This is a genomic window from Nonomuraea sp. NPDC003214 (genome assembly GCF_053590035.1).
Map to the genome: position 1 here is coordinate 189,275 of NZ_JBSFSX010000009.1, position 21,297 is coordinate 210,571.

General features: G+C 71.6%; 21 protein-coding genes. 10 read left to right on the plus strand and 11 right to left on the minus strand.

Annotated features, from left to right (window positions below; genetic code table 11):
- Positions 1-49: 49 nt before the first annotated feature.
- Complete coding sequence (gene ctaD / locus ACWDXC_RS28800) at positions 50-1,624, minus strand: aa3-type cytochrome oxidase subunit I (RefSeq protein WP_449987330.1); 1,575 nt, start codon at positions 1,622-1,624, stop codon at positions 50-52.
- A gap of 234 nt (positions 1,625-1,858) precedes the next feature.
- Here ctaD and ACWDXC_RS28805 point away from each other — a divergent pair, with 234 nt between their 5' ends.
- Genes ACWDXC_RS28805 through ACWDXC_RS28815 form a run of 3 tightly spaced genes read left to right on the plus strand, consistent with a single transcriptional unit; the run spans position 1,859 to position 4,400 of the window.
- Entirely contained in the window at positions 1,859-2,368 is a 510-nt protein-coding gene (locus tag ACWDXC_RS28805) for a SigE family RNA polymerase sigma factor (RefSeq protein WP_449986817.1), read from the plus strand.
- A complete protein-coding gene (locus ACWDXC_RS28810) occupies positions 2,365-3,546 on the plus strand; it encodes a hypothetical protein (protein ID WP_449986818.1) in 1,182 nt (393 codons plus the stop codon). Before ACWDXC_RS28805 ends, ACWDXC_RS28810 begins: the two co-directional genes overlap by 4 nt.
- Positions 3,547-3,593: 47 nt before the next feature.
- On the plus strand, positions 3,594-4,400 hold the full coding sequence (locus ACWDXC_RS28815; protein WP_449986820.1) for a DUF1206 domain-containing protein: 807 nt from the start codon (positions 3,594-3,596) through the stop codon (positions 4,398-4,400).
- 6 nt (positions 4,401-4,406) lie between these two features.
- Here ACWDXC_RS28815 and ACWDXC_RS28820 read toward each other — a convergent pair whose 3' ends face one another.
- From ACWDXC_RS28820 to ACWDXC_RS28835, 4 genes are all read right to left on the minus strand, one after another.
- Positions 4,407-5,318: a D-ribose ABC transporter substrate-binding protein gene (locus ACWDXC_RS28820; protein WP_449986822.1), complete on the minus strand. Its 912-nt coding sequence runs from the start codon at positions 5,316-5,318 to the stop codon at positions 4,407-4,409.
- Positions 5,319-5,330: 12 nt separating this feature from the next.
- Entirely contained in the window at positions 5,331-6,293 is a 963-nt protein-coding gene (locus tag ACWDXC_RS28825) for an ABC transporter permease (protein WP_449986824.1), read from the minus strand.
- On the minus strand, positions 6,283-7,785 hold the full coding sequence (locus ACWDXC_RS28830) for a sugar ABC transporter ATP-binding protein (RefSeq protein ID WP_375074271.1): 1,503 nt from the start codon (positions 7,783-7,785) through the stop codon (positions 6,283-6,285). Before ACWDXC_RS28830 ends, ACWDXC_RS28825 begins: the two co-directional genes overlap by 11 nt.
- A 96-nt stretch (positions 7,786-7,881) precedes the next feature.
- Positions 7,882-9,396, minus strand: a complete 1,515-nt coding sequence (locus ACWDXC_RS28835; RefSeq protein WP_449986826.1) for a golvesin C-terminal-like domain-containing protein — start codon at positions 9,394-9,396, stop codon at positions 7,882-7,884.
- A 189-nt stretch (positions 9,397-9,585) separates the two neighbouring features.
- Between ACWDXC_RS28835 and ACWDXC_RS28840 the strand changes: the two genes are divergently transcribed.
- Together ACWDXC_RS28840 and ACWDXC_RS28845 are read left to right on the plus strand one after the other, a co-directional pair.
- Positions 9,586-11,535, plus strand: coding sequence for a family 10 glycosylhydrolase (locus tag ACWDXC_RS28840; protein WP_449986828.1), 1,950 nt, complete (start codon positions 9,586-9,588; stop codon positions 11,533-11,535).
- A 26-nt stretch (positions 11,536-11,561) separates the two neighbouring features.
- On the plus strand, positions 11,562-11,708 hold the full coding sequence (locus ACWDXC_RS28845; protein WP_449986830.1) for a hypothetical protein: 147 nt from the start codon (positions 11,562-11,564) through the stop codon (positions 11,706-11,708).
- An 11-nt stretch (positions 11,709-11,719) separates the two neighbouring features.
- Here ACWDXC_RS28845 and ACWDXC_RS28850 read toward each other — a convergent pair whose 3' ends face one another.
- From ACWDXC_RS28850 to ACWDXC_RS28875, 6 genes are read right to left on the minus strand one after another with little or no spacing between them, the layout of a single operon-like run.
- Complete coding sequence (locus ACWDXC_RS28850; protein WP_364171361.1) at positions 11,720-12,310, minus strand: AAA family ATPase; 591 nt, start codon at positions 12,308-12,310, stop codon at positions 11,720-11,722.
- A gap of 45 nt (positions 12,311-12,355) precedes the next feature.
- Complete coding sequence (locus ACWDXC_RS28855; RefSeq protein WP_449986832.1) at positions 12,356-13,711, minus strand: sulfatase-like hydrolase/transferase; 1,356 nt, start codon at positions 13,709-13,711, stop codon at positions 12,356-12,358.
- A gap of 10 nt (positions 13,712-13,721) precedes the next feature.
- Entirely contained in the window at positions 13,722-14,528 is an 807-nt protein-coding gene (locus ACWDXC_RS28860) for a carbohydrate ABC transporter permease (RefSeq protein WP_219501621.1), read from the minus strand.
- The gene (locus ACWDXC_RS28865; protein WP_449986834.1) at positions 14,528-15,409 is read right to left on the minus strand and encodes a carbohydrate ABC transporter permease; all 882 of its coding nucleotides are present in this window, start codon (positions 15,407-15,409) and stop codon (positions 14,528-14,530) included. The genes ACWDXC_RS28860 and ACWDXC_RS28865 overlap by 1 nt, the downstream gene beginning before the upstream one ends.
- The gene (locus tag ACWDXC_RS28870; RefSeq protein ID WP_449986835.1) at positions 15,406-16,671 is read right to left on the minus strand and encodes a sugar ABC transporter substrate-binding protein; all 1,266 of its coding nucleotides are present in this window, start codon (positions 16,669-16,671) and stop codon (positions 15,406-15,408) included. The genes ACWDXC_RS28865 and ACWDXC_RS28870 overlap by 4 nt, the downstream gene beginning before the upstream one ends.
- Before the next feature lie 15 nt (positions 16,672-16,686).
- Positions 16,687-17,694 carry a LacI family DNA-binding transcriptional regulator gene (locus ACWDXC_RS28875; protein WP_449986837.1) on the minus strand — a complete coding sequence of 336 codons (1,008 nt, stop codon included), beginning with the start codon at positions 17,692-17,694 and terminating at the stop codon, positions 16,687-16,689.
- Positions 17,695-17,884: 190 nt separating this feature from the next.
- Between ACWDXC_RS28875 and ACWDXC_RS28880 the strand changes: the two genes are divergently transcribed.
- The 5 genes from ACWDXC_RS28880 (at position 17,885) to ACWDXC_RS28900 (ending at position 21,276) form a co-directional block, all read left to right on the plus strand.
- Positions 17,885-18,484: a TetR/AcrR family transcriptional regulator gene (locus tag ACWDXC_RS28880; protein WP_449986839.1), complete on the plus strand. Its 600-nt coding sequence runs from the start codon at positions 17,885-17,887 to the stop codon at positions 18,482-18,484.
- Positions 18,484-19,212, plus strand: coding sequence for a phytanoyl-CoA dioxygenase family protein (locus ACWDXC_RS28885; RefSeq protein WP_449986841.1), 729 nt, complete (start codon positions 18,484-18,486; stop codon positions 19,210-19,212). The genes ACWDXC_RS28880 and ACWDXC_RS28885 overlap by 1 nt, the downstream gene beginning before the upstream one ends.
- Before the next feature lie 85 nt (positions 19,213-19,297).
- Positions 19,298-19,645, plus strand: a complete 348-nt coding sequence (locus ACWDXC_RS28890; protein WP_219509782.1) for a DoxX family protein — start codon at positions 19,298-19,300, stop codon at positions 19,643-19,645.
- 98 nt (positions 19,646-19,743) lie between these two features.
- Positions 19,744-20,352, plus strand: a complete 609-nt coding sequence (locus tag ACWDXC_RS28895; RefSeq protein ID WP_449986843.1) for a dihydrofolate reductase family protein — start codon at positions 19,744-19,746, stop codon at positions 20,350-20,352.
- Positions 20,353-20,385: 33 nt separating this feature from the next.
- A complete protein-coding gene (locus ACWDXC_RS28900; RefSeq protein ID WP_449986845.1) occupies positions 20,386-21,276 on the plus strand; it encodes an acyltransferase domain-containing protein in 891 nt (296 codons plus the stop codon).
- Positions 21,277-21,297 lie beyond the last annotated feature (21 nt).

Consider the following 21,297-nt stretch of genomic DNA (forward strand, 5'->3'; position numbering starts at 1 on the left):
CCGGCGGACGATCGGTCATCCGTATCGGCCGGGGTGACCAAAGTAGGGGTCAGTCGTCGCGCCCCGAGGTGTGCGGGTAGTGCAGGTCGAAGGCGGGCCGTTCGGAGCGGATCGCGGGCATGAAGGTGAAGTTGTGCCGGGGCGGCGGGCAGGAGGTCGCCCATTCGAGCGAGCCGCCGTAGCCCCACGGGTCGTCCACGGTCACCCGGGGCGCCCGCCGCGCGGTGATCCACACATTGTAGATGAAGGGCAGCGTCGACAGCCCGAGCAGGAACGCGCCCAGCGAGGAGATGAGGTTGAGGTCGGTGAACCCGTCGACGGCGCTGTAGTCGGCGTAGCGGCGCGGGAACCCGGCCATGCCGAGCCAGTGCTGCACGAGGAACGTGGTGTGGAAGCCGATGAACAGCATCCAGAAGTGGACCTTGCCGAGCGGGTCGTTGAGCATGCGCCCGGTCATCTTGGGCCACCAGAAGTAGAACCCGGCGAACATGGCGAACACGACGGTGCCGAAGACCACGTAGTGGAAGTGCGCGACGACGAAGTACGTGTCGCTGATGTGGAAGTCGAGCGGCGGCGAGGCCAGGATGACGCCGGTCAGCCCGCCGAGCAGGAACGTCACCAGGAACCCGATCGCGAACAGCATCGGCGTCTCGAACGTCAGATGCCCCCGCCACATGGTGCCGATCCAGTTGAAGAACTTCACACCCGTGGGCACGGCGATGAGGAACGTCATGAACGAGAAGAACGGCAGCAGCACCTGCCCGGTGGGGAACATGTGGTGCGCCCACACGGTCATCGACAGCCCGGCGATCGCGATGGTCGCGGCCACCAGCCCGATGTAGCCGAAGATCGGCTTGCGGCTGAACACGGGCAGCACCTCGGTCACGATCCCGAAGAACGGCAGCGCGATGATATACACCTCGGGGTGGCCGAAGAACCAGAACAGGTGCTGCCACAGGATCGGCCCGCCGTTCTCCGGGTTGTAGATGTGCGTGCCGAGCCGCCGGTCGGCCTCCAGCGCCAGCAGCGCGGCGGCCAGCACCGGGAACGCCATGAGCACGAGCATGCTGGTCAGCAGCACGTTCCAGGTGAAGATCGGCATCCGGAACATCGTCATGCCCGGCGCCCGCATGCACACGATGGTGGTGAAGAAGTTCACCGACCCGAGGATGGTGCCGAGGCCGCTGAGCACCAGGCCCATGATCCAGTAGTCGCCGCCGACGGTCGGCGTGTACTCCGACGTCGACAGCGGCGTGTAGGCGAACCAGCCGAAGTCGGCCGCCCCGCCCGGCGTGAAGAACCCGGCCACGGCGATCAGCCCGCCGAACAGGAACAGCCAGTAGCTGACCATGTTGAGCCGGGGGAAGGCCACGTCGGGCGAGCCGATCTGCAACGGCATGATCACGTTGGCGAACCCGGCGAACAGCGGCGTGGCGAACAGCAGCAGCATGATCGCGCCGTGCATGGTGAACAGCTGGTTGTACTGCACCGTGTTCACCAGTTGCAGGCCCGGTTGCATGAGCTCGGCCCGGATGAGCAGCGCCATGACCCCGGCCGCCAGGAAGAACCCGAACGAGGTGATCAGATACAGGTACCCGATGACCTTGTGGTCCGTCGTCGTCATCCACCTGACCAGCACCGCTCCGGTGCGGTGGCTCTTGACCGGCGCGAGCGGCGAGGTCAGCGGCTCGCCGCTGGACGGCTTGTGGATCGTCACCTGGTTCCCCCTAGTACACGGGCCGTACGTGCGTGACTACCCGGGGTAATGCCACGCTAGGCCCACGAAAATCCCACAAGAGGCATAGTGGGGCGCGTTCGGGAGCGTCTCAGGGACGAAGGACGATCTCTGGGAGGTGACGTGGACGCCGAGGACGAAAGGGTCTTCCGCGAGTTCGTCGCCGCGCGCTCGCCCGCGCTGATGCGGCTCGGCTTCCTGCTCACCGGCGGGGACCAGCACGCGGCGGAGGACCTGGTGCAGGCGGCGCTGGCGAAGCTGGCGGGCCGGTGGCGGCGGGTGGCGGCGCCGGAGGCCTACGCCCGGCAGACCATGTACCGGCAGAACATCAGCTGGTGGCGTACGGCGGTGCGGCGCGGCGAGGTCGTCCGGGACGCGGTGCCCGACGTGCCGGGACTCGACCGCACCCATCAGAGCGAGCTGCGCCTGGTGCTGCGGGACGCGCTGGCGAGGCTCACCGCCCGGCAGCGCGCGGTCCTGGTGCTGCGCTACTTCGAGGACCTGCCGGACCACGAGGTGGCGCGGCTGCTCGGCTGCTCGGTCGGCACGGTCAGGAGCACCGCGCACCGCTCGCTGGCCCGGCTGCGGCAGCTCGCCCCGGAGCTCGCACAGGAACTGGAGGCCGCCGTATGAGCAGGCTGCTGCGGGAGACGATGCGGGAGTGGGCCGGGCAGGCCCGGGTGCCGCACGACCTGGCCGACCGGGCGCTGCGCAAGCGCTCCAGGAAGCCCGCCGTCGCGGCTGCGGCGCTGGCCTTCGCGGTGGCGGTCGCGGTGTTCGCGGTCGTGCTGACGGGCCGGCCGGCGACCGTCCGGCCCGCCGACGGGGTCACGCTGCCGCCCCGGCCCTCGCCCGCGCCCACGGACGTGCGCGGCGACCCGGGCAACATGCGGCCGACGAAGCTGGTGGCCGCCGGCCGGGTGGCGGTCTCGGCGTACTGCACGCACCGGGTGGAGAAGCTCGGCGGCGACCGGGAGCGGCTGCGGCGCACCTGGTGGCTGTACGACCCGCGTACCGGCGGCTACGAGCGGACGTCGTACGCCTGGCTCGACGTGGCGCCGGGCCTGCGGGTGGCGGCGGTGCTCGAAGGGGACGTGATGGGCCGGCGGGCCGGCATCCTCGACATGGAGACGCGGCAGTTCATCACCTGGATCGACCTGGGCCGGGACGTCGCGTCCCTCTCCTGGTCGCCCGACGGCACGCGGCTGCTGGCCACGAGCTACGCCGACTACCCGGACGCCTGGCGGCGGAACGGGCCGAACAGCCGGCTGCTTCCTCCCAGCACCCGCACCGGCTACGTCATCGCCGACGTGCCCGCGGGCACGGTCGAGTTCCACGCCATGCCGCCACTGGAGCGAGGCGCGCAGCCCGGCAACGGCAACACGCGCCAGGACCTGGGCTGGAGCCTCGACGGCTCGCTGATCTGGACGCCGATCAGCACCAGCCCCGGCAGGCTCTACCACAGCCCGGACGGCACGCCGCAGGCCGCGCCGCCCGACCTGGTCAGCCAGGGCGGGCTGTCAAAGGTGTCACCGGACGGCAGGCTGGTGCTGGGCGACCCCGGCCTGCCGACCTCGATCACCGACAGGCGGACGGGCGCGGTCGTCGGCCGGCAGCGGGTCCTCCAGCTCCTCGCCTGGGCCGACGACGGGCACGCGCTCGCCCTCGCCTGCGCCGGCGCCTGCGAGAACGAGTTCCGCGCCGCTCTCGTCCTGGTCAGCGTGGACGGCCGGGACGTGGTGCGGCTCACCGGCGACCACGACGCGCGGGCCGAGGAGGAGGGCTGGCAGTGGGTGCTCACGCCTAGATGACGCGTTCGCGGGCAGGTGGAGGTCCCCCGACCCCCGAGGAGGACCTCTTGACTACCGCGCAGAACGCCAGGGCCGCGGCCAGAAGGGCCGCGGACACCCCCGCGCTCGACAGGCTCGCCCGTGTGGGGCTGGCCTGCCGGGGCGTGCTCTACGCGCTGATCGGCGTGCTCGCGATCCAGATCGCGTTCGGCAGCGGGGGAGAGCAGGCCGACAAGGGCGGCGCGATCACCACGGTGGCGGAGCTGCCGTTCGGCTCCGTGCTGCTGTGGGTGATGGTGGCGGGCTTCACCGCGCTGGCCCTGTGGCAGGCGTCCGAGCTGGCATTCGGCCACCTGCGCCCGCTGGACCGGGCCGAGGCGGCCTGCAGGACGGTCGTGTACGCGCTGATCGTCTTCACGTTGTGGAGCGTGCTGACGGTGGGCCGCGCCGCCTCGGAGGACCAGAAGTCGCAGGACGTCACCGGCAAGCTGCTCGACCTGCCCGCCGGGCAGTTGCTCGTCGGCGTGATCGGCCTGGGCATCGTGGCGCTGGGCGTCTACTGGATCCGGCAGGGCGTGACCAAGAAGTTCCGGGAGGAGCTCGAACTGGGCCGGATGTCGCCGCGCACCCGTTCGGTGATGGAGAAGCTCGGCGTGGCCGGCTACCTGGCGCGCGGCGCCATCGCCGGGCTGGCCGGGATCTTCGTCGTCCAGGCGGCCCTCACCCACGACCCGGACAAGGCGGGCGGCATCGACGCGACGCTCCGCGCGTTCGCCGACACCCCCGTCGGGCCGTGGCTGCTGGTGCTGGTGGCCGTGGGGCTGATGCTGTTCGCCGGCTACTGCTTCGGCGAGTCGCGCTACCGCCGCACCTGACCGGGGTCAGGACGTCTCGAACTCCCCGACGTTCGCCTTGGTCGCCACCTTGACCGGCACGGCCACCGTCTTCTGCACCTGCTCGCCCCTGGCGAGCTTGACCGCCGCCTCCACCGCCTGCTGGCCGAGCAGCCTCGGCTGCTGGGCGATGGTGGCGGCGAGCGTGCCGTCCTTGACCGCGGTCAGGCCGTGCGGGGTGCCGTCGAAGCCGACGACCTTGACCTGCTTGCCGGCCCGGCTGCCGAGCGCCCGGATCGCGCCCAGCGCCATCTCGTCGTTCTCGGCGAACACGCCGGTGACGTCCGGGTGGGACTGGAGCAGGTTCGTCATCACGTCCAGGCCCTTGGCCCGGTCGAAGTCGGCCGGCTGCCGGGCCACGACCTGGATGTTCGGGAACGCCTTGATGCCCTCCTCGAAGCCCCGGCCGCGGTCGCGGGAGGCGGAGGTGCCAGGGGTGCCCTGGAGGACGACGGCCTGGCCCTGCTCGCCCATCTGCTTGGCGAGCTCCTGGGCGGCCAGCTTGCCGCCGGCCACGTTGTCGGAGGCGACGGTCTGCGCCACCTCGACGCCGTTGACGCCGCGGTCCACCGCGATCACCGGCACGTTGACGCGCTCGGCCGCGGTGACGGCGGGCGCCGCCGCGTCGGAGTCGACCGGATTGAGGATGATCGCCTTCATGTTCTGGCTGGTGAAGTTCTGGACCTGGTTCACCTGCTGGGAGGCGTCGTTCTGGGCGTCGGTGACGGTGAGCGTCGCGCCGAGCTTGTCGGCCTGCTCCTGGGCGCCGTCGCGGAGCTGGACGAAGTACGGGTTGTTCAGCGTCGAGACGGACATGCCGAGCTCCAGCCCGTCGCCGCCCCCGCCGCCGCACGCGGCCAGGCCCAGCGCGAGCGCCATGACTATCGCGGGAATCCGCATGATCGTGCCTTTCTAGTTCGTTCCCCGGCGGCGCAGGGTGTCGACGAGGACGGCCAGCGCGATGACCACGCCGATCACCACCTGCTGCCAGAACGCCGAGACCGACAGCAGGTTGAGCCCGTTGCGCAGCACGGCCAGGATGAGCGCGCCGACGAGCGTGCCGAGCGCCCGGCCCTTGCCGCCGGACAGGCTCGCGCCGCCGATGACGACGGCCGCGATGGCGTCGAGCTCGTAGCCGGCCGCCGCCTGCGGCTGAGCCGAGGCCAGCCGGCTGGCCAGCACGACGCCGGCGACCGCCGCGAACGCGCCGGACAGCGCGTAGGTGACGAGCTTGATCCGGCTGACCTTGATCCCGGACAGCCGGGCGGCCTCCTCGTTGCCGCCGATCGCGTACATGGCCCGGCCGGGAAAGGTCCGGTTGAGGATGATCGCGGCGACGACGCCCATGACGAGCATCACCAGGACCGGGATCGGCAGGAACCGGCCGACGGTGTCGCCCAGGTGGGAGACCGCCTCCGGCATGGAGATCGGGCTGCCCTGGGAGATGACCAGGGCCAGGCCGCGGGCGATGCCGAGCATGGCCAGCGTGGCGATGAACGGGGGCAGCTTCCCGTACGCGATCAGGACGGCGTTGACCAGCCCGCACGCCACGCCGGTGGCGAGCGAGAGCACGACGGCGGCCGGCCACGGCAGGCCGCCCTCGGTGGCCGTCCACGCCAGCGTGATCGCCGACAGCGCCGCGACCGAGCCGACCGACAGGTCGATGCCGCCGGTGACGATGACGAACGTGGACCCGAACGCCAGGATGGCGGTCACGGCCGCCTGCACGCCCACGTTGAGCAGGTTCGTCAGGCTGAGGAAGTCGGACGACAGCAGCGACAGCGCGATGACGAGCACGACCAGCGCGGCGATCGCGCCGTTCTCGGCGAGCCAGGCCGACGACCGGCTGTCGGTTCCGCCCTGCTTACTCCGCACGGGAGCCCGCCACGTCGGTGACGGCCAGCGCCATCACGCCGTCCTGGGTGGCCTCGTCGGCGCGCAGCTCGCCGACGAGCCGGCCGCGCGCCATGACGAGGATGCGGTCGCTCATCCCGAGCACCTCCGGCAGATCGCTGGAGATCATCAGCACCGCGTGCCCCGAGTCGGTGAGGGCGTTGACGAGCTGGTAGATCTCGACCTTGGCGGCCACGTCGACGCCGCGTGTCGGCTCGTCCAGGATGAGCACGCCCGCCTGGGCGGCGAGCCACTTGCCGATGACGACCTTCTGCTGGTTGCCGCCCGACAGCGTGCGGACCTCCTGGTCGAGGCCGGTCATGCGGATGCCGAGCTGCTCGGCGACCCGGGCCGCCGCGGTGCGCTGGCCCTTCAGGTCCACGAACCCGGCCCTGGTGGCGTCGCGCAGCGTGACCAGCCCCAGGTTCTCGCCGATGCCGGCGCCCAGGACCAGGCCCTGGCCCTTGCGGTCCTCCGGCACCAGCCCGAGCCCGGCCTCCATCGCGGCGTGCACGTCGTGCGGCGGCAGCCGGCGCCCGCGCACGAACACCTCGCCGGCGTCGTAGCGGTCGGCGCCGAACACCGCCCTGGCGACCTCGGTGCGGCCCGCGCCCACCAGCCCGGCCAGCCCCACCACCTCGCCCGCGCGCACCTCGAACGAGACGTCGTCGAACGCTCCCCTGCGGGTCAGCCCGCGCACGCTGAGCAGCGGCTCGCCCAGCTCGGCCGGGCGGCGCGGGAACTGCTGGTCGACCGGCCGGCCCACCATGAGCCTGACCAGCTCGTCCTGCGGCGTGCCTGCGGGCACCTCGGCCACCGAGCGGCCGTCGCGCAGCACCGTCACCCGGTCGCCGATCTCGGCGATCTCCTCCAGGTGGTGGGTGATGAACACGATCGCCACGCCCTCGTCGCGCAGCCGCCGGACGATCGCGAACAGCTTGCCGACCTCGCCGGTGGTGAGCACCGCCGTCGGCTCGTCCATGATCAGCACCCGGGCGTCCAGCGACAGCGCCTTGGCGATCTCCACCATCTGCATGCGGGCGATGCCCAGCCTGCGGACCGGCGTGCGCGGATCGACCCGCACGTCCACGCGCTCCAGCAGCTCGCGGGCCCGGCGCTGCATCGCGGCCGTGTCGACGAGCCCGAACCGGCGCGGCAGCCTGCCCAGCGACAGGTTCTCCGCCACCGACAGGTCCGGCACCAGGTTGAACTCCTGGTAGATGGTCGAGATGCCGAGCCGCCGCGCGTCACCGGCATCGCGGATCTCCACTGGCCGCCCGTCCATCAGCACGCGGCCCTCGTCCGGCCGGTACGCGCCGGACAGGATCTTGATGAGCGTGCTCTTCCCGGCGCCGTTCTCGCCGAGCAGCACGTGCACCTCGCCCGCGCGCAGGCTCAGATCGACCCCGTCCAGCGCGCGCACGCCGGGAAAGGACTTGGTCAGCCCTTCCGCCCGGAGTATCGCCTCGCTCACCCAGAGGGACCTTTCCGCCCCCGCCGACGTCAAACCCGCAGGTGGGAGCGGTGAAGCCCCCGGCCCGCGCACGGGCCGGGGACTTCACTTCAGGACTCAGACGCGCGAGATGCGGACCGCGTCCGCGATCACCAGCCCGGTGCCGGACGTCCATCTGCTGACGCCCACCACGTTCTGCGTTCCCGCGTTGAGCGAGAAGGTGCCGATGCTGCGCCAGGCGCCTCCTCCGGATCTCTGGTCGACGTACACGGTCTGGTTGCCGCTGGCCGTGGCCACGATGTACGGGGCCGAGCTGTTGTATCCCGGATCGCTGGGATACCAGACCTCCACCCGGTACGTGCCGGCGCTCGGGATGGCGGCCGAGTACCAGGCCGGGTCGCTGGCGGCGACCGGCTCGGCGAAGCGGTAGTCGGTGCCGTGCCGCTGGCTGGAGTAGGCCGAGGTGCCCCAGTTGGCGCTGGCGGTGAAGCCGGAGCTGGAGTTGTCCACGGTCGTGGTCCACGTCGGAGTGCCGCCTCCGCCGTTGACGTAGTTCATGAACGTGGTCCAGTTCCAGTGCCGGCCCGGGTCGGTGTGCGTGGCGCCGGGGACCTCGTTGTGGCCGATGATGCCGGTACGGGTCTTCGGGATGCCGTACTTGTCGCACAGGTGCTTGGTCAGGGCGGCCGAGGCGCGGTACATGGCGTCGGTGAACCAGGAGGCGTCGTCGACCCAGCCCTCGTGCTCGATGCCGATGGACCGGGTGTTGTACGTCCAGTTGCCCGCGTGCCAGGCGATGTCCTTGTCGCGGACCATCTGGGTGACGGCGCCGTTGGAGGACTTGATCACGTAGTGGGCCGAGACGTTGGCGCTCGGGTTCTGGAACCAGGAGATGGTGCCGGCGTACGAGCCCTGGGTGACGTGGATGATCACCCGGTCGATGTTGTAGCTGGACTCGCGGCTGGAGGCGGTGTAGTTGCCGGAGTTGGCGGCGACCCAGGCGGCGGGCGGGTAGTCGGCGCTGGCCACGGTGGCCTGCGCGTTCAGGTCGCGGGCGTCGGCCAGCGCGCCTCGGTCGGCGGTGACCTCCTGCGGGGCGACGGTCACGCCGCGCGCCTGGAGGCCGAGGCCGAGGCTCTCGTAGACGGCGTCGGCGTACAGGCGGGACAGCTCGGGCGAGGTGGCGTTGCCGTACGCGGCGACGGCCTGGTACCAGCGGCCGATGTCGTCGCGGGCGGCCTCGTCGAGGCCGAGCTTGTCGGCGTGGGCGCGGAGCACGGCGGCGCCGCCGAGGATGTTGGCCGCGTCGTCCTTGCGGAGCTTGGCGACGGGCTGGCCGGTGAGTTCGGCGGCCTGTTCGAGGCTCTTGTTGGTGGGGTTGCTCACCAGGTGCATGACGCCGTACCCGCCGCTGGCGCTGGGCTCGCCGTTGTGGCCGTCAAGGTGGGTTTCGGCGTATCCGAGCGCGACGAGCAGGTCCCGGGGGACGTCGTGGGCGGCGGCTGCCCGGTCGAAGGCTTCGGACAGGGGGTTGGCGGTGTGCTGGGCCAGGGCCGGCTGACCTGTGAGGACCATGAGGGAGGTGATGACCGCGGCCGTGAGGGCCACTAATCGCGTTCGGGCGAGAGTCATGGGCGCTCCTCGTTGGGGGGTATCGGTCGCACAGTAAGGCCGTTCCATGACAGATGTCGATAATTGACATTACTTAGGTATTAAAGGAAACTTTCCGCCCGCGCGAAGGGGATGGCGGGCTAGGTTGGGCCCCCGCCAATGTGGTGAAAACTATTGCGCTCTACGGGAAGTCGGCTGAAACTTCCCTTCGTGACCACGCTTCTGCGTCTCGTCCTGACGGCCCTGCTGGCCGTCTTAGCCGGCGCCGTGGCGCCCGCGACCGCACCCGCGGCGGCCTCCTCCGCCTGCACCGTCGACCCCGCCACGCCCAAGCGCCAGCTCAGGGCCATGTGGATCTCCAGCGTCGCCAACATCGACTGGCCCAGCCGCACCGGACTGAGCGTGGCCGCCCAGCAGGCGGAGTTCCGCTCCTGGCTCGACCTGGCCGTACAGCGCCGGATGAACGCCGTGGTCGTCCAGGTGCGGCCGACCGCCGACACGTTCTGGCCCTCCAGTCTGGAACCGTGGTCGCAGTGGCTCACCGGCACCCAGGGACGCGACCCCGGCTACGACCCGCTCGCCTTCATGGTCGCCGAGGCGCACGCCCGCAACTTGGAGCTGCACGCCTGGTTCAACCCCTACCGCGTGGCCAACCACGACGACCCCAGCCGCCTGATCTCCACCCACCCGGCGCGCCGCAACCCCGCCTGGCGCTTCGCCTACGGCGGCAAGCTCTACTACAACCCCGGCCTGCCCGAGGTCCGCGACTTCATCGAAGACGTGATCATGGACGCGGTCAGCCGCTACGACATCGACGGCGTCCACCTCGACGACTACTTCTACCCCTATCCCGTCAGCGGCCAGACCATCCCGGACTCGGCCGCGTACTCCCAGCACGGCGGCGGGATGAACGTCCACGACTGGCGCCGCGAGAACGTCAACCTCCTGGTACGCGAGCTCGACCAGCGCATCCACGCCGCCAAGCCGCACGTGACGTTCGGCATCAGCCCGTTCGGCATCTGGCGCAACGCCTCCGCCGACCCGCTCGGCTCGCGCACCTCCGGACTCCAGTCGTACGACGCGATCTACGCCGACAGCCGCCGCTGGGTCAAGCAGGGCTGGGTGGACTACATCTCGCCGCAGATCTACTGGCACATCGGCTTCAGCACGGCCGCGTACGAGGTGCTGACCGCCTGGTGGGCCGAGGTCGTCCGGGGCACCGGCACCCAGCTCGTCATCGGCCAGGCCGCCTACCGCGCGGGCGCCTCCGGCCAGGACGCCGCCTGGCAGGACCGCACCGAGCTGAGCGACCACCTGCACGTCAACCGGCAGCACCCCGAGGTCGCCGGCGACGTGTACTTCAGCGCCAAGGACGTCAGGGCCGACCGCATCGGCTCGTTCTCCACGCTGGCCGCCGCCCACTACGGCAAGCCGGCGCTGCTGCCCGCCCGCGGCTCCGCCGCCGCGCCCGCCACGCCGTCGATCACCTCGGCCACCCGCGTCACGAACGGCGTCTCGCTCGCCTTCCAGGGCTCCGGCGCCCGCTACTACGCGATCTACCGCACCACCGGAGCCGCCGGCGAGTGCGCGTTCGCCGACGCCCGCAACCTGGTCGCCACCACGACGAAGACCGCCTACACCGACACCACGGCCGCGCCCGGCACCGCCTACACCTACTACGTGACCGCGCTCACCCGCACCCACCAGGAGAGCGCCCCCAGCCCCGGCAGGTCCGTGACCGGCTCCGGCGAGACCTTCAGCGTCACCGTCGACAACGCCGACGCCGCCTTCACCGCGAGCGCCGCCTGGGGCACCTCCACCTACTCGCCGCAGCTCCACGGCACGGACTACCGCTTCGCCGACCCGGTCTCGGCCAGCGACCCGGCCTGGTTCCGGGCCGCGATCCCCGCCGCGGGCAGCTACCGCGTCGAGGTGTGGCACCCGGCCAACGCCGGCTACAGCAGCGCCGCGCCGCACATCGTGGCCGCGGCGGGCGGCAACCAGACCGTCACCGTGGACCAGCGCTCGGGCGGCGGCGCCTGGCGCGTGCTCGGCACGTTCTCGCTGGCCGCGGGCACGTACAACGTGGTGGGGGTGAGCCGCTGGACCTCCGCGCCGGGTTACGTCATCGCCGACGCCGTGCGCATAACCCGCGTGTGACCCGCGGTTCTGGGTAGGGGGCGCGCATGACCCTCATAGACCGCGTGCGCGCCTACCTCCGCAGCCCCCAGGGCAGGCAGACGATCGAGAAGGCCAAACGGATGGCCCGAGACCCCCGCAACCAGCACAAGGCCCGCCGGTTCCTGGACCGGTTCCGCTCCCGCCGCCGCTAGCCGCCCTCAGCTCACGGCCGGCCGAAGCGGATGCTCTCCAGCAGGTCGGCCTCCGCCCGGTCCAGGATTCTGGCGCTGTGAGCGGGCGCCGGCCGGCCCGCTCGGGCGCGCGCCAGCAGGGCGTGGCAGCGGCGGTGGTGCCGGGCGAACGTCCGGTCCGGCACGACGCGGCCCCTGGCGTGCTGGCCCGCCTTCGCCACCTCCGGCGTGACGTCCAGTAACACCAGGTGGAAGCCGCCCCGCCGGCCCATCCAGGCGAACGCGCGCAGCACGAACGCGCCGCAGCCCCGGTTGTGGGCGACCACGGATCGCCCGGCCCGCACCGCCGCGCGAATCCGCCACAGGTGCGTGCAGAACACCACGAACGTCCGCACCGGCTTCGGGGCCCAGCGCAGCCCGCCGGCCCAGTGCAGGCGCGACTGCATGGAGTCGATCACCGCCGCGCCGCCCGCCGTGACCGGGCCGCTCTCGGTCCCGGTCAGGCCGTACAGGCGGCGCAGCAGCGTGGTCTTGCCCGCGCCGGGCAGGCCGGTGAGGATCACCAGCGATCCGGCGGGGAAGTGCAGGGACGTCTCCCGGGCAGCGGGCACAGAGATGGACAAAACTGCTCACCTTCCCACGAACCCTCAGACGCACGTCCCCCCAACCTAGCGAGCTTGGTGGCCGAATCGGGCCGGAGCGGGACCGCCGAGGCGGACGACGGGATCGGCGAGCACGTCGGAGTCGCGCTCCGGAGCCGGGTCGATGACCGGCTCGGGCTCGCCCGCCTCGGCGATCCGGCGCAGCAGCCGCTCGCGCAGCTCCGCCGACACCTCCAGGTGCGAGCGCAGCCCGGCCAGGTTGACCAGCTCGTGCGGGTCGCTGTCGAGGTCGTACAGGGCCTGCTCGCGGTAGCGCGGCGAGCCGGCGTCGTGCCACGGGTCGGCGTCCTCGGCCACCGCGTAGTACTTCCACCGGGACGTGCGGATGCCGCGCCCCACCTCCGACTCGCTCACCTGGAAGAACACCTCGCCGGGCCACTCGGCGCGGGAGTCGCGCAGCAGCGGCAGGAACGAGCGCCCCTGCATGTCGCCCGGCACCGGCAGCCCGGCGGCCTCCAGCAGCGTCGGCGGCAGGTCGAGGGTGCTGACCGGCCGCGCGATCGCGCCCCCGCCGTCGAAGCCCGGACCGCGTACGGCCAACGGCACCCGCAGCGAGGCGTCGTGGCAGGACCGCTTGTACTCGTCGTTGCGCGTCTTGAAGTGGCTGCCGTGGTCGGAGGTGTAGGCCACGATCGTGTCGTCGAGCAGCTCCATGCTGCGCAGCGCGTCGAGCAGCCGCCCCAGCCCCTCGTCCAGCCGTTTGACCTGGCCGAGGTAGCCGCCGAGATGCCGGTGCGCGGTGCCGCCGAGCGCCGCCAGGTCGGGCGGCAGCCAGCGGCCCTGATAGCGCTCCTCGTAGCCGTCGGGCGCCGGGTAGTTGTCGACCTCGTTCTGGTGGTGCGGCTCCAGGAACGACAGGAACAGGAAGAACGGCTCCCCGTGGTGGTCGGCGACGAACCGGACGGCGGCGTCCACCAGCGCGTCGGAGCGGTAGCCGGGCAGGAAGACCGGCTCCTCGGCCTCGTCGTAGACGATCGTCCGGTAGGCGTCGGAGGTGAACTCCAGCGTGTTGGCCGCCAGCCAGCTCCGGTAGCCGCCGCGCTGCTCCTCCGGCACCGGGTCGCCCTGGGCCAGGTGCCATTTGCCGATGTACCCGGTGGCGTAGCCGGCCTCGCCGAACCGGTGGGCCAGCGTGCGCTCCTCCGCCGGCAGCGTGAGCCCGTTGCGGTGCACCCCGACCGTCGTCGGGTAGCGCCCGGTCTGCAGCGCGGCGCGGGCGGGCGCGCACACCGGCTGCGGCGTGAGCGCCACCGTGGCCTGGGTGCCGTGCCTGGCCATCCTGTCGAGGTTGGGGGTGAAGGGGCCGACGGTGTCCCACCGCTGCTGGTCGGTCAGGATCACGATCACGTTCGGGCGTGCCAAGAAGAAGCTCCTAACGAAGGCCGGTCAGCGCGATGCCGCGGACGAAGTAGCGCTGGGTGACGATGAACAGGACGGCGGTGGGCACGAACAGGATCACCGAGCCCGCGGCCGTCAGGTGCCAGAGCGTGAAGTACTCCTGGTTGAACAGCGTGAGCCCGACGGGGATCGTCCGCATCTCGGGCGTCGTGGTCGCCACCAGCGGCCACAGGAACTCGTTCCACTGGAAGACGAACGTGAACAGCCCGAGCACGGCCAGCGCCGGGCGCGTCTGCGGCAGGATGATCCGCCGGTAGATGGCGAACTCCGAGGCCCCGTCGATGCGCGCGGCGTGGATGAGGTCGTCCGGGATCGGCTGGATGAACTGCCGCATGAGGAAGATCCCGAACGCGTCCATCAGGAACGGCGTGATCAGCCCCTGGTACGTGTTGATCCACCCGAGGTGCGCCATCAGCACGTAGAGCGGGATCATCCGCACGAAGAACGGCACCATCAGCGTCGCCAGCAACGCCACGAACAGCGTGTTGCGCAGCGGGAAGCGGAACTTGGCGAACACGTACCCGACCAGCGGGTCGAACAGCAGGTGCGCCAGCGTGATCCCGCCGGCCACGACCAGGCTGTTGACGATGAAGTCGCCGAACGGCGCCCGGGCGAACAGCTCGGCGTAGTTGCCCCACTGCGGCGACTCCGGCCACACCACGGCCTCGGCCGACAGCGTCTCGGCCTCGGTCTGCAGCGACAGGGAGAGCATGTAGAGCAGCGGCAGCACCATCACCAGCGAGGCCACGGTCAGCAGCGTGTAGAGCAGCGCGCGCCGCATCAGTACTGCACCTCCCCGCGCCGCCCGGCCCGGAGCTGGACGAGCGTGAAGGCGACGATCACGATCAGCAGCAGCACCGACTGCGCCGAGGCGTAGCCGAAGTCGCGGGCCCGGAAGGCGACGTTGAAGATGTGGAACACCGACAGGTCGGTGGCGTCGCCCGGCCCGCCGTTCGTGATGATGTACGCCTGCCCGAACGCCTGGAGCCCGGAGATCACCGCCATCACCGACACGAACAGCGTCGTCGGCGCGAGCAGCGGCAGCGTGATCCGCCAGAACCGGTGCCACGCGTCGGCCCCGTCGATCTTCGCCGCCTCGTGGAACGTCTCGGGGATGCCTTGCAGCCCGGCCAGGAACAGCACCATCGTGTAGCCCACGCTCTGCCACAGCGTGACGGCGGCGATGGTCAGCAGCGGGCTGGTGTTGAGCCACTGCTGCTCCGGCAGCCCGAGGGCGGCCAGCGTCCGGTTGAGCACGCCGAGCTCCGGGTCGAGGATGTTGCGCCAGAGCAGCCCGACGATCGCCACCGACGTCAGGTAGGGCACGAGCAGCATCACCCGGAACGCCACCCGCCCCCTGAGCGGCTGGTCCAGCGCCATCGCCAGGCCCAGCCCGAGGACGATCGACCCGGCCACCACGATCAGTGCGAACCCGCCGGTGACCAGGAACGAGTGCCGCACCGCCGGATCGGCCAGCGCCTGGGCGTAGTTGCCCAGCCCGGCGAACCGGTCCGCGGACGGCCCCGTCATCAGGCTCGTGGAGACCACGTTCCCGATCGGCAGGTAGAAGAAGGCGGCGAAGAACAGGATCGCGGGCAGCAGGAACAGATAGGCGGTGCGGGCATACCGGGCGGAGAGCGTACGCGGGCGCAGCACGCTCATTTCAGGTAACCCCGGGCCGCCTCGGCGAACTTCTCGACGGCCGCGGCGGCGGGCTCGTTCTGGATGAGCACCGACTGGTACATCTTCTTCAGCTCGTCGTCGAAGCGCCCGAACTGCCCGGTCAGCCTGATCTCCTGGCTGGCGTCGCGGGCCATGCCGAGCGCGTCGGCGAACGCCTTGATCCCCGGGTCGGCCTGCACCTCGGGCAGCTCCGCCCAGGAGAGGCGCGGCATCAGCATGCCGACCTCCTTGGTGGCGGCCCGCTCGACCTCCAGCGCGGTGATCCGCTTGACGAAGTCCCACGACAGGTCGGGCCTGCGTGCCTTGGCCGGGACGAACACGCTGGTCCCCGCCGCGTTCGTGGCCTGCTCGCGGCCCTTGAGCGGGGCCGCGTAGCCGACCTCGATGTCAGGGCTGGTCTGCTTGATCGGCCCCAGGTCCCACGGCCCGGTGATGATCATCGCGGCCCGCTTGGCGGAGAACAGCTTCTGCGGCCCCGAGTAGTCGGTGCCCGACACCGGCACCGGCGCCACCTTGTGCTTGTGCACCAGCTCGGCCTGGAAGCGCATCGCCTCCACGGCCGCGTCGTGCGGCATCAGCACGCCCTTGGTCGCCGGGTCGTAGTAGCGCACGCCGTTCTGCATCAGCCACGGCCCGGCGTAGCCGTGGTCCTGGTTGAGCGCGATGCCGTACACGTCGCCCTTGGTGAGCTTCCCGGCCGCCTCCAGCAGCTCCTCCCAGGTGGTGGGCGGCTCGACGCCGGCCGCGTCCAGCATGCCCTTGTTGTAGAGCAGCAGCGTGCACGTCAGGTGGAGCTGCACCCCGTACACCTGGCCCTGGTACGAGTTCCGCTCGACGGTGACGGGACGCCAGTCGGACGGGAAGCCCATCGCCTGGCCGTCACGGTCGACGTACTCCTGCAGCGACAGGGCGTTGCCGGAGATCGCGAAGTCCTGGACCCAGCCGCCGGGCTCCTCGACCACGTCGGGCACGCTCCCGGAGGCGAAGTCGGCCAGCAGGCGGGTGCGCAGGTCGGGCCACTGGTACTTCTGGAAGTTGACCTTGACCTGGTGGGCCTGCTCGAACTCGGCGATCACCTTGCGGTAGGCCTGGTAGTCGTGGCCGGCGTTCCAGTAGACGGTGAACGTGCCGGGCTCGGCGGACGGGGCGGGCGGGGCGCCGGCGCAGGCGTTCAGGAGGGGGACGGCGGCGGCGGCCGACGCCAGGCGGAGCAGGTCGCGGCGGGAGAGGGCGGGGGACATCTCATCGGTTCCCTTCTAGGAAGAGCCCCGGCGCAGGAACGCCCAGGAGCGGACGATCTCGCGGTCGGGCAGTGGCTCGTCGGCCTGGAGGCGGTCGAAGAGCAGGCGCACGACGTCGGTGTAGTCGTGCCTGAGCGGGCCAACGGTGCTGAGCTGCGGGTTGGCGATGAGTCCTTCGTCGATGTTGCCGACGCCGACCACGGCGACGTCGTCGGGCACGCGCAGCCCGGCGTCCCTGGCGGCCCAGATCGTGCTGATCGCGGCCCGGTCGCTGGCCGCGAAGATCGCGTCGGGCGGCTCCGGGCCACGCAGCAGCGCGGTGGCCGCCTGGTAAGCGCCGACGCGGTCGTCCGCGCCGGGCACCACGATGCGGCACGCCGGGTTGACGCCGTGCCGGTCGAGCGCGGTGGTGTAGCCGAGCAGCCGGCCGGCGGGCCGCTCGCGGTAGAGCTCGTAGCGCTGGGCCAGGAACGCGATGCGCCGCCGGCCCTGCGCGATCAGGTGCTCGACCGCCTCGGCGCACGCCTCGGCCTCCGGCGTCCGTACGACGTCGCAGCCCGGAGGCACGTTCTCCTGGCCGATGACCACGGTCGGCATGCGGGTGGCGACGACCGATGACAGCAGGTCCTCGGTGAGGTGGTCGCCGACGGCGTGGATCAGCACGCCGTCGGCGATGCCGCCGCGCAGCACGTCGACCGCCGCGACGGCGCGCGCCTCGGAGTAGACGGTGAGCGTGACGACCGAGTAGCCATGGCCGTCGGCCATCTCGTGCAGGTCGCGGGCCAGCCGCTCGTCGGTCGGCACGCCGCCGAACGACGACTGCACCAGGCACACCCGCTGGGTACGCCGCCGCCGCAGGCTCCTGGCGGCCTGGTTGGGGGTGTAGCCGAGCTGGGCGGCGGCGTCGATCACGCGCTGCCTGGTCTCGGCGGCCACCCGCCTGTCCCGGCCGCCCAGCACGTACGACACGGTGGCGATCGACACTCCGGCGAGCTCTGCCACCTGTTTGGCGGTAGGTCTCATGTTATACGAATAACATAGTATTCCCTGCATGTAAAGTAGGTTTTTATCCGGGCCCTTTGTGGAGCGACGTGATGCTCGACCGGGATGACGGGTGTGTGCTGCGTCATAGTGGTTAATCGTTTAACACACGAAAGCCCGTTACGGGAGGCCCTATCTTGCAAGTTGAGTTCAACTCAACCAGCATGGAGGCGTGGAACCGTTGTCCGAACGCGCCGCCGCCAGCCGCCGCCGCCTGCTCGAAGCCGCCGCCGACGAGCTCATCGCCACCGGCGACGTCGAGGTGGCGGCCGTCGCCCGGCGCGCCGGCCTCAGCGTCGGCCTGCCGTACCGCTACTTCGGCACCCGCAGCGGCCTGATGAGCGCGCTCCTGGAGGACTTCTACGAGCGGCTGGTGGCCGACACCGTCCTGGTCAGCTTCGACGGCGACACCTGGCTCGACCGGTGGCGGGCCCAGCTCACCACCTGGGTCGACCGCGTCTACGACGACCCGCTCGCCCCCGTCGTCCTCGGCCGCATGGTCGGCGACGCCGAGGTGGCGGCCATGGAGGCGCGCTGCTTCAAGCTCGTCATCACGCTCGGCGCCAAACACGTCGCCGCGGGCCAGGCCGAAGGCGCCGTCGTCGCGGACCGCGACCCCGAGCTGCTGGCCACGGCCGTGGTGGGCGGCATGCGCGCCGTCTTCACCGTCGTCCTCGACCAGGACCCCCGGCCCGAGCGGGCGACGGTGCTGCGCGAGCTGTGGGAGTTCAGCACCGCCGCGCTCGGCGCCCGCCCGCGAGGCGACGGCTGATGGCCGCCGGCGCCCTGTCCGCGCTGCACCGCGACGGCTTCCTCGTGCTGCCCGGCGTGCTCGCCCCGGCCGCCTGCCGGCGCATCCGCGCCGACCTCACCCCGCTGCTCGGCCCCGCAGGCCGCGACCCCTTCCGCACCGGCCACCTCCGGCAGGTCTTCGGCGTCCTGACCAACACCCGGGCCGTCGACCCCCTGCTCGACCACCCGGCGGCGCTCGCCTTCCTGGACCGCCTCCTGCTGCCGAACTTCCTGCTGTCCCAGCTCGAAGTGATCGAGGTGCGCCCCGGCGCCCCGGCCCGCCCGCCCGCGCCGGACGACCGGCACTACCCGCTGCCCCGCCCGCGCCCCGCCCTGTCGGTGGCCGCCCTGTGGCCCGTCGACGACGCCGCGATCACCGTCTGGCCGGGCAGCCACCGCTGGCCCGACGGCCGCACCCCGATCGGCTCCGGCGTCCCGCTGCCCGTCGAGGCCGGCTCGTGCGTGCTGCTCCTCGGCACCCTCTGGCACGCCCGCCCGCCGCTCCCCGACCTGGCCGCGCCCCGGCTGACGGTCACCGCCCACTACTGCGAGCCCTGGCTGCGCACCCGCGAGGCGTTCACGCTCTCACCGGGCCGCGAGGTCGCCCGCCAGCTCACCGGGCGGGTCCGCCGCATGCTCGGCTACAGCGTCCACCCGCCCGACACCGGCCTGGTCGACGGCATGCACCCGGAGCGGCTGTTCGCCTAGAAAAAATCTCTCCTCCCTCTGTCACACCTCCCCGCCGGGGCGGGTCGGGGTGATGAAGGCAGAAACACACAGAGGAGCGTCACCCATGTCCACCACCTACGTGATCATCACCCTGCTGGCCGCCGCCACCACCGGCTTCTCGGCCGTCTCCGTCTTCATGCGCGCCAAGTGGGTCGTGGAGCCGCTGGCCGCCTACGGCATCCCGCGCGCCTGGTGGCCCTGGCTCGGCGCGGCCAAGGCGGCGGGCGCGCTCGGCCTGGCCGCCGGGCTGCTCGTCCCGGCCGTCGGCGTCGCGGCGGCGATCGGCCTGGTGCTGTACTTCACCGGCGCCGTCGTCACCGTGGCCCGCGCCCGCTGGTTCTCCCACCTGCCGTTCCCGATGATCTACGCCGCCCCGGTGATCGCCTCCCTGGCGCTCGGCCTCGCCGGCTGAACGGCGCGCCTTCAGGAGCGGAGAAGGAAAGCCGTAAGGATTCCGTAAACGGCCCCCGCGATGCTGAAGGCACATCGAAAGCGAGAAGGAGCGGAAACATGGCGAGCAAACTGGTGGTGTCGGCGTTCGTGTCGCTCGACGGGGTCATGCAGGGCCCCGGCGGGCCGGGCGAGGACGACTCCAACGGCTTCACCCACGGCGGCTGGCTGGCCCCGCACGTCGACGAGGTGTTCGGCCAGATCATGGGCGACCAGCTGGAGCAGGCGTCCGGCATGCTGCTGGGCCGCAGGTCCTACGACATCCTCTCCTCCTACTGGCCCGGCGTGCCCGACGAGGAGGGCGGCGCCCGGATCAACAGCATGCCCAAGTACGTCGCCACCCGCACGCCCAGGACCGCCGACTGGCGCAACACGACGGTCCTGGCGGGCGAGGCCGCCGAGACCGTCGCCGAGCTCAAGCGGACCACCGACGGCGAGATCATGACCCAGGGCAGCACCGACCTCATCCACACGCTCCAGCGGGCCGAACTGGTCGACGAGTACCGGCTGCTCGTCTTCCCCGTCGTCCTCGGCGAGGGCAAGCGCCTGTTTTCCCCGGGCACCATGCCGGCCGGGCTGAAGCTCACCGGCTCCACCACCACGGGCGCCGGAGTCCTGTACGTGACCTACGCGTGGGAGGGCAAGCCCCGCACCGGGTCCGTGGCTTGAGTAGCGAAGCGGCACCCTCTAGCGTTCGGGCACATGAAAGACCTCCTCCCGCCCGACCCGGTCCCCGAACTCCTGCGCCTGACGGTGCCCCACGAGGACGTGGCCGGGGTCCTCGCGGCCCGTCCCCGGCCGGGCACCGAGGCGTGGCGGCTGCTGGAAAGCAACGTGCACACCCTGGTGTCGGCCATGGGCGACCTGGACGACCCGCCGCGCTTCCCCGACCTGCCCGACCCGTACTTCTACGTGCACGTGTTCATGGCCGCCGCGCCGCATGTCCGCGAATACCACCGCTCCCGCGGCATCCCGGACGACGTCTCCTCGCGCACGCTGGCCGACCTGGGCCGCAACATGGCCGTCTACCGCAAGAGGCTCGGCACCGGCGGGCTCAACGCGCCGTCCTGGCTCATGCTGCACTTCCGCGGCATGATCTACGAGCTGGGGCGGCTGCAGTTCGAGCGCGCCACGCTCGACGAGCGCCTGGCCGAGTCGATCAAGGCCGCCGGGCTGCCGTGCGAGCCGGGCGAACCGGCGCTCTCCGTGCACATCCCCGACTTCCTCGGCCCGATGACGCCCGAGGCGTGTGACGCGGCCTTCGCCGAAGCCGCCGCGTTCTTCCCGCGCCACTTCCCCGAGGAGCGGCCGCGCTACGCCTTCTGCGGCTCGTGGCTGCTCGACGAGCAGCTCGCCCGCTACCTGCCGGAGGAGTCCAACATCGTCCGCTTCCAGCGCCGCTTCCGGCCGGCCTACCGCTCGGACGACGACGGCGGCATCGTCCCGTTCGTCTTCGGCGCCGACGCGCGGCTCGCCCCGGACCTGCCCCGCCGCACCAACCTGGAACGCGCCGTCGGCGACCACCTCCGCGCCGGCAACACCTGGCACGCCACCACCGGCTGGACCCCCCTGGCGGGCACCCCGGCCGAATGACACGGCCGCCCACCGGTGAAA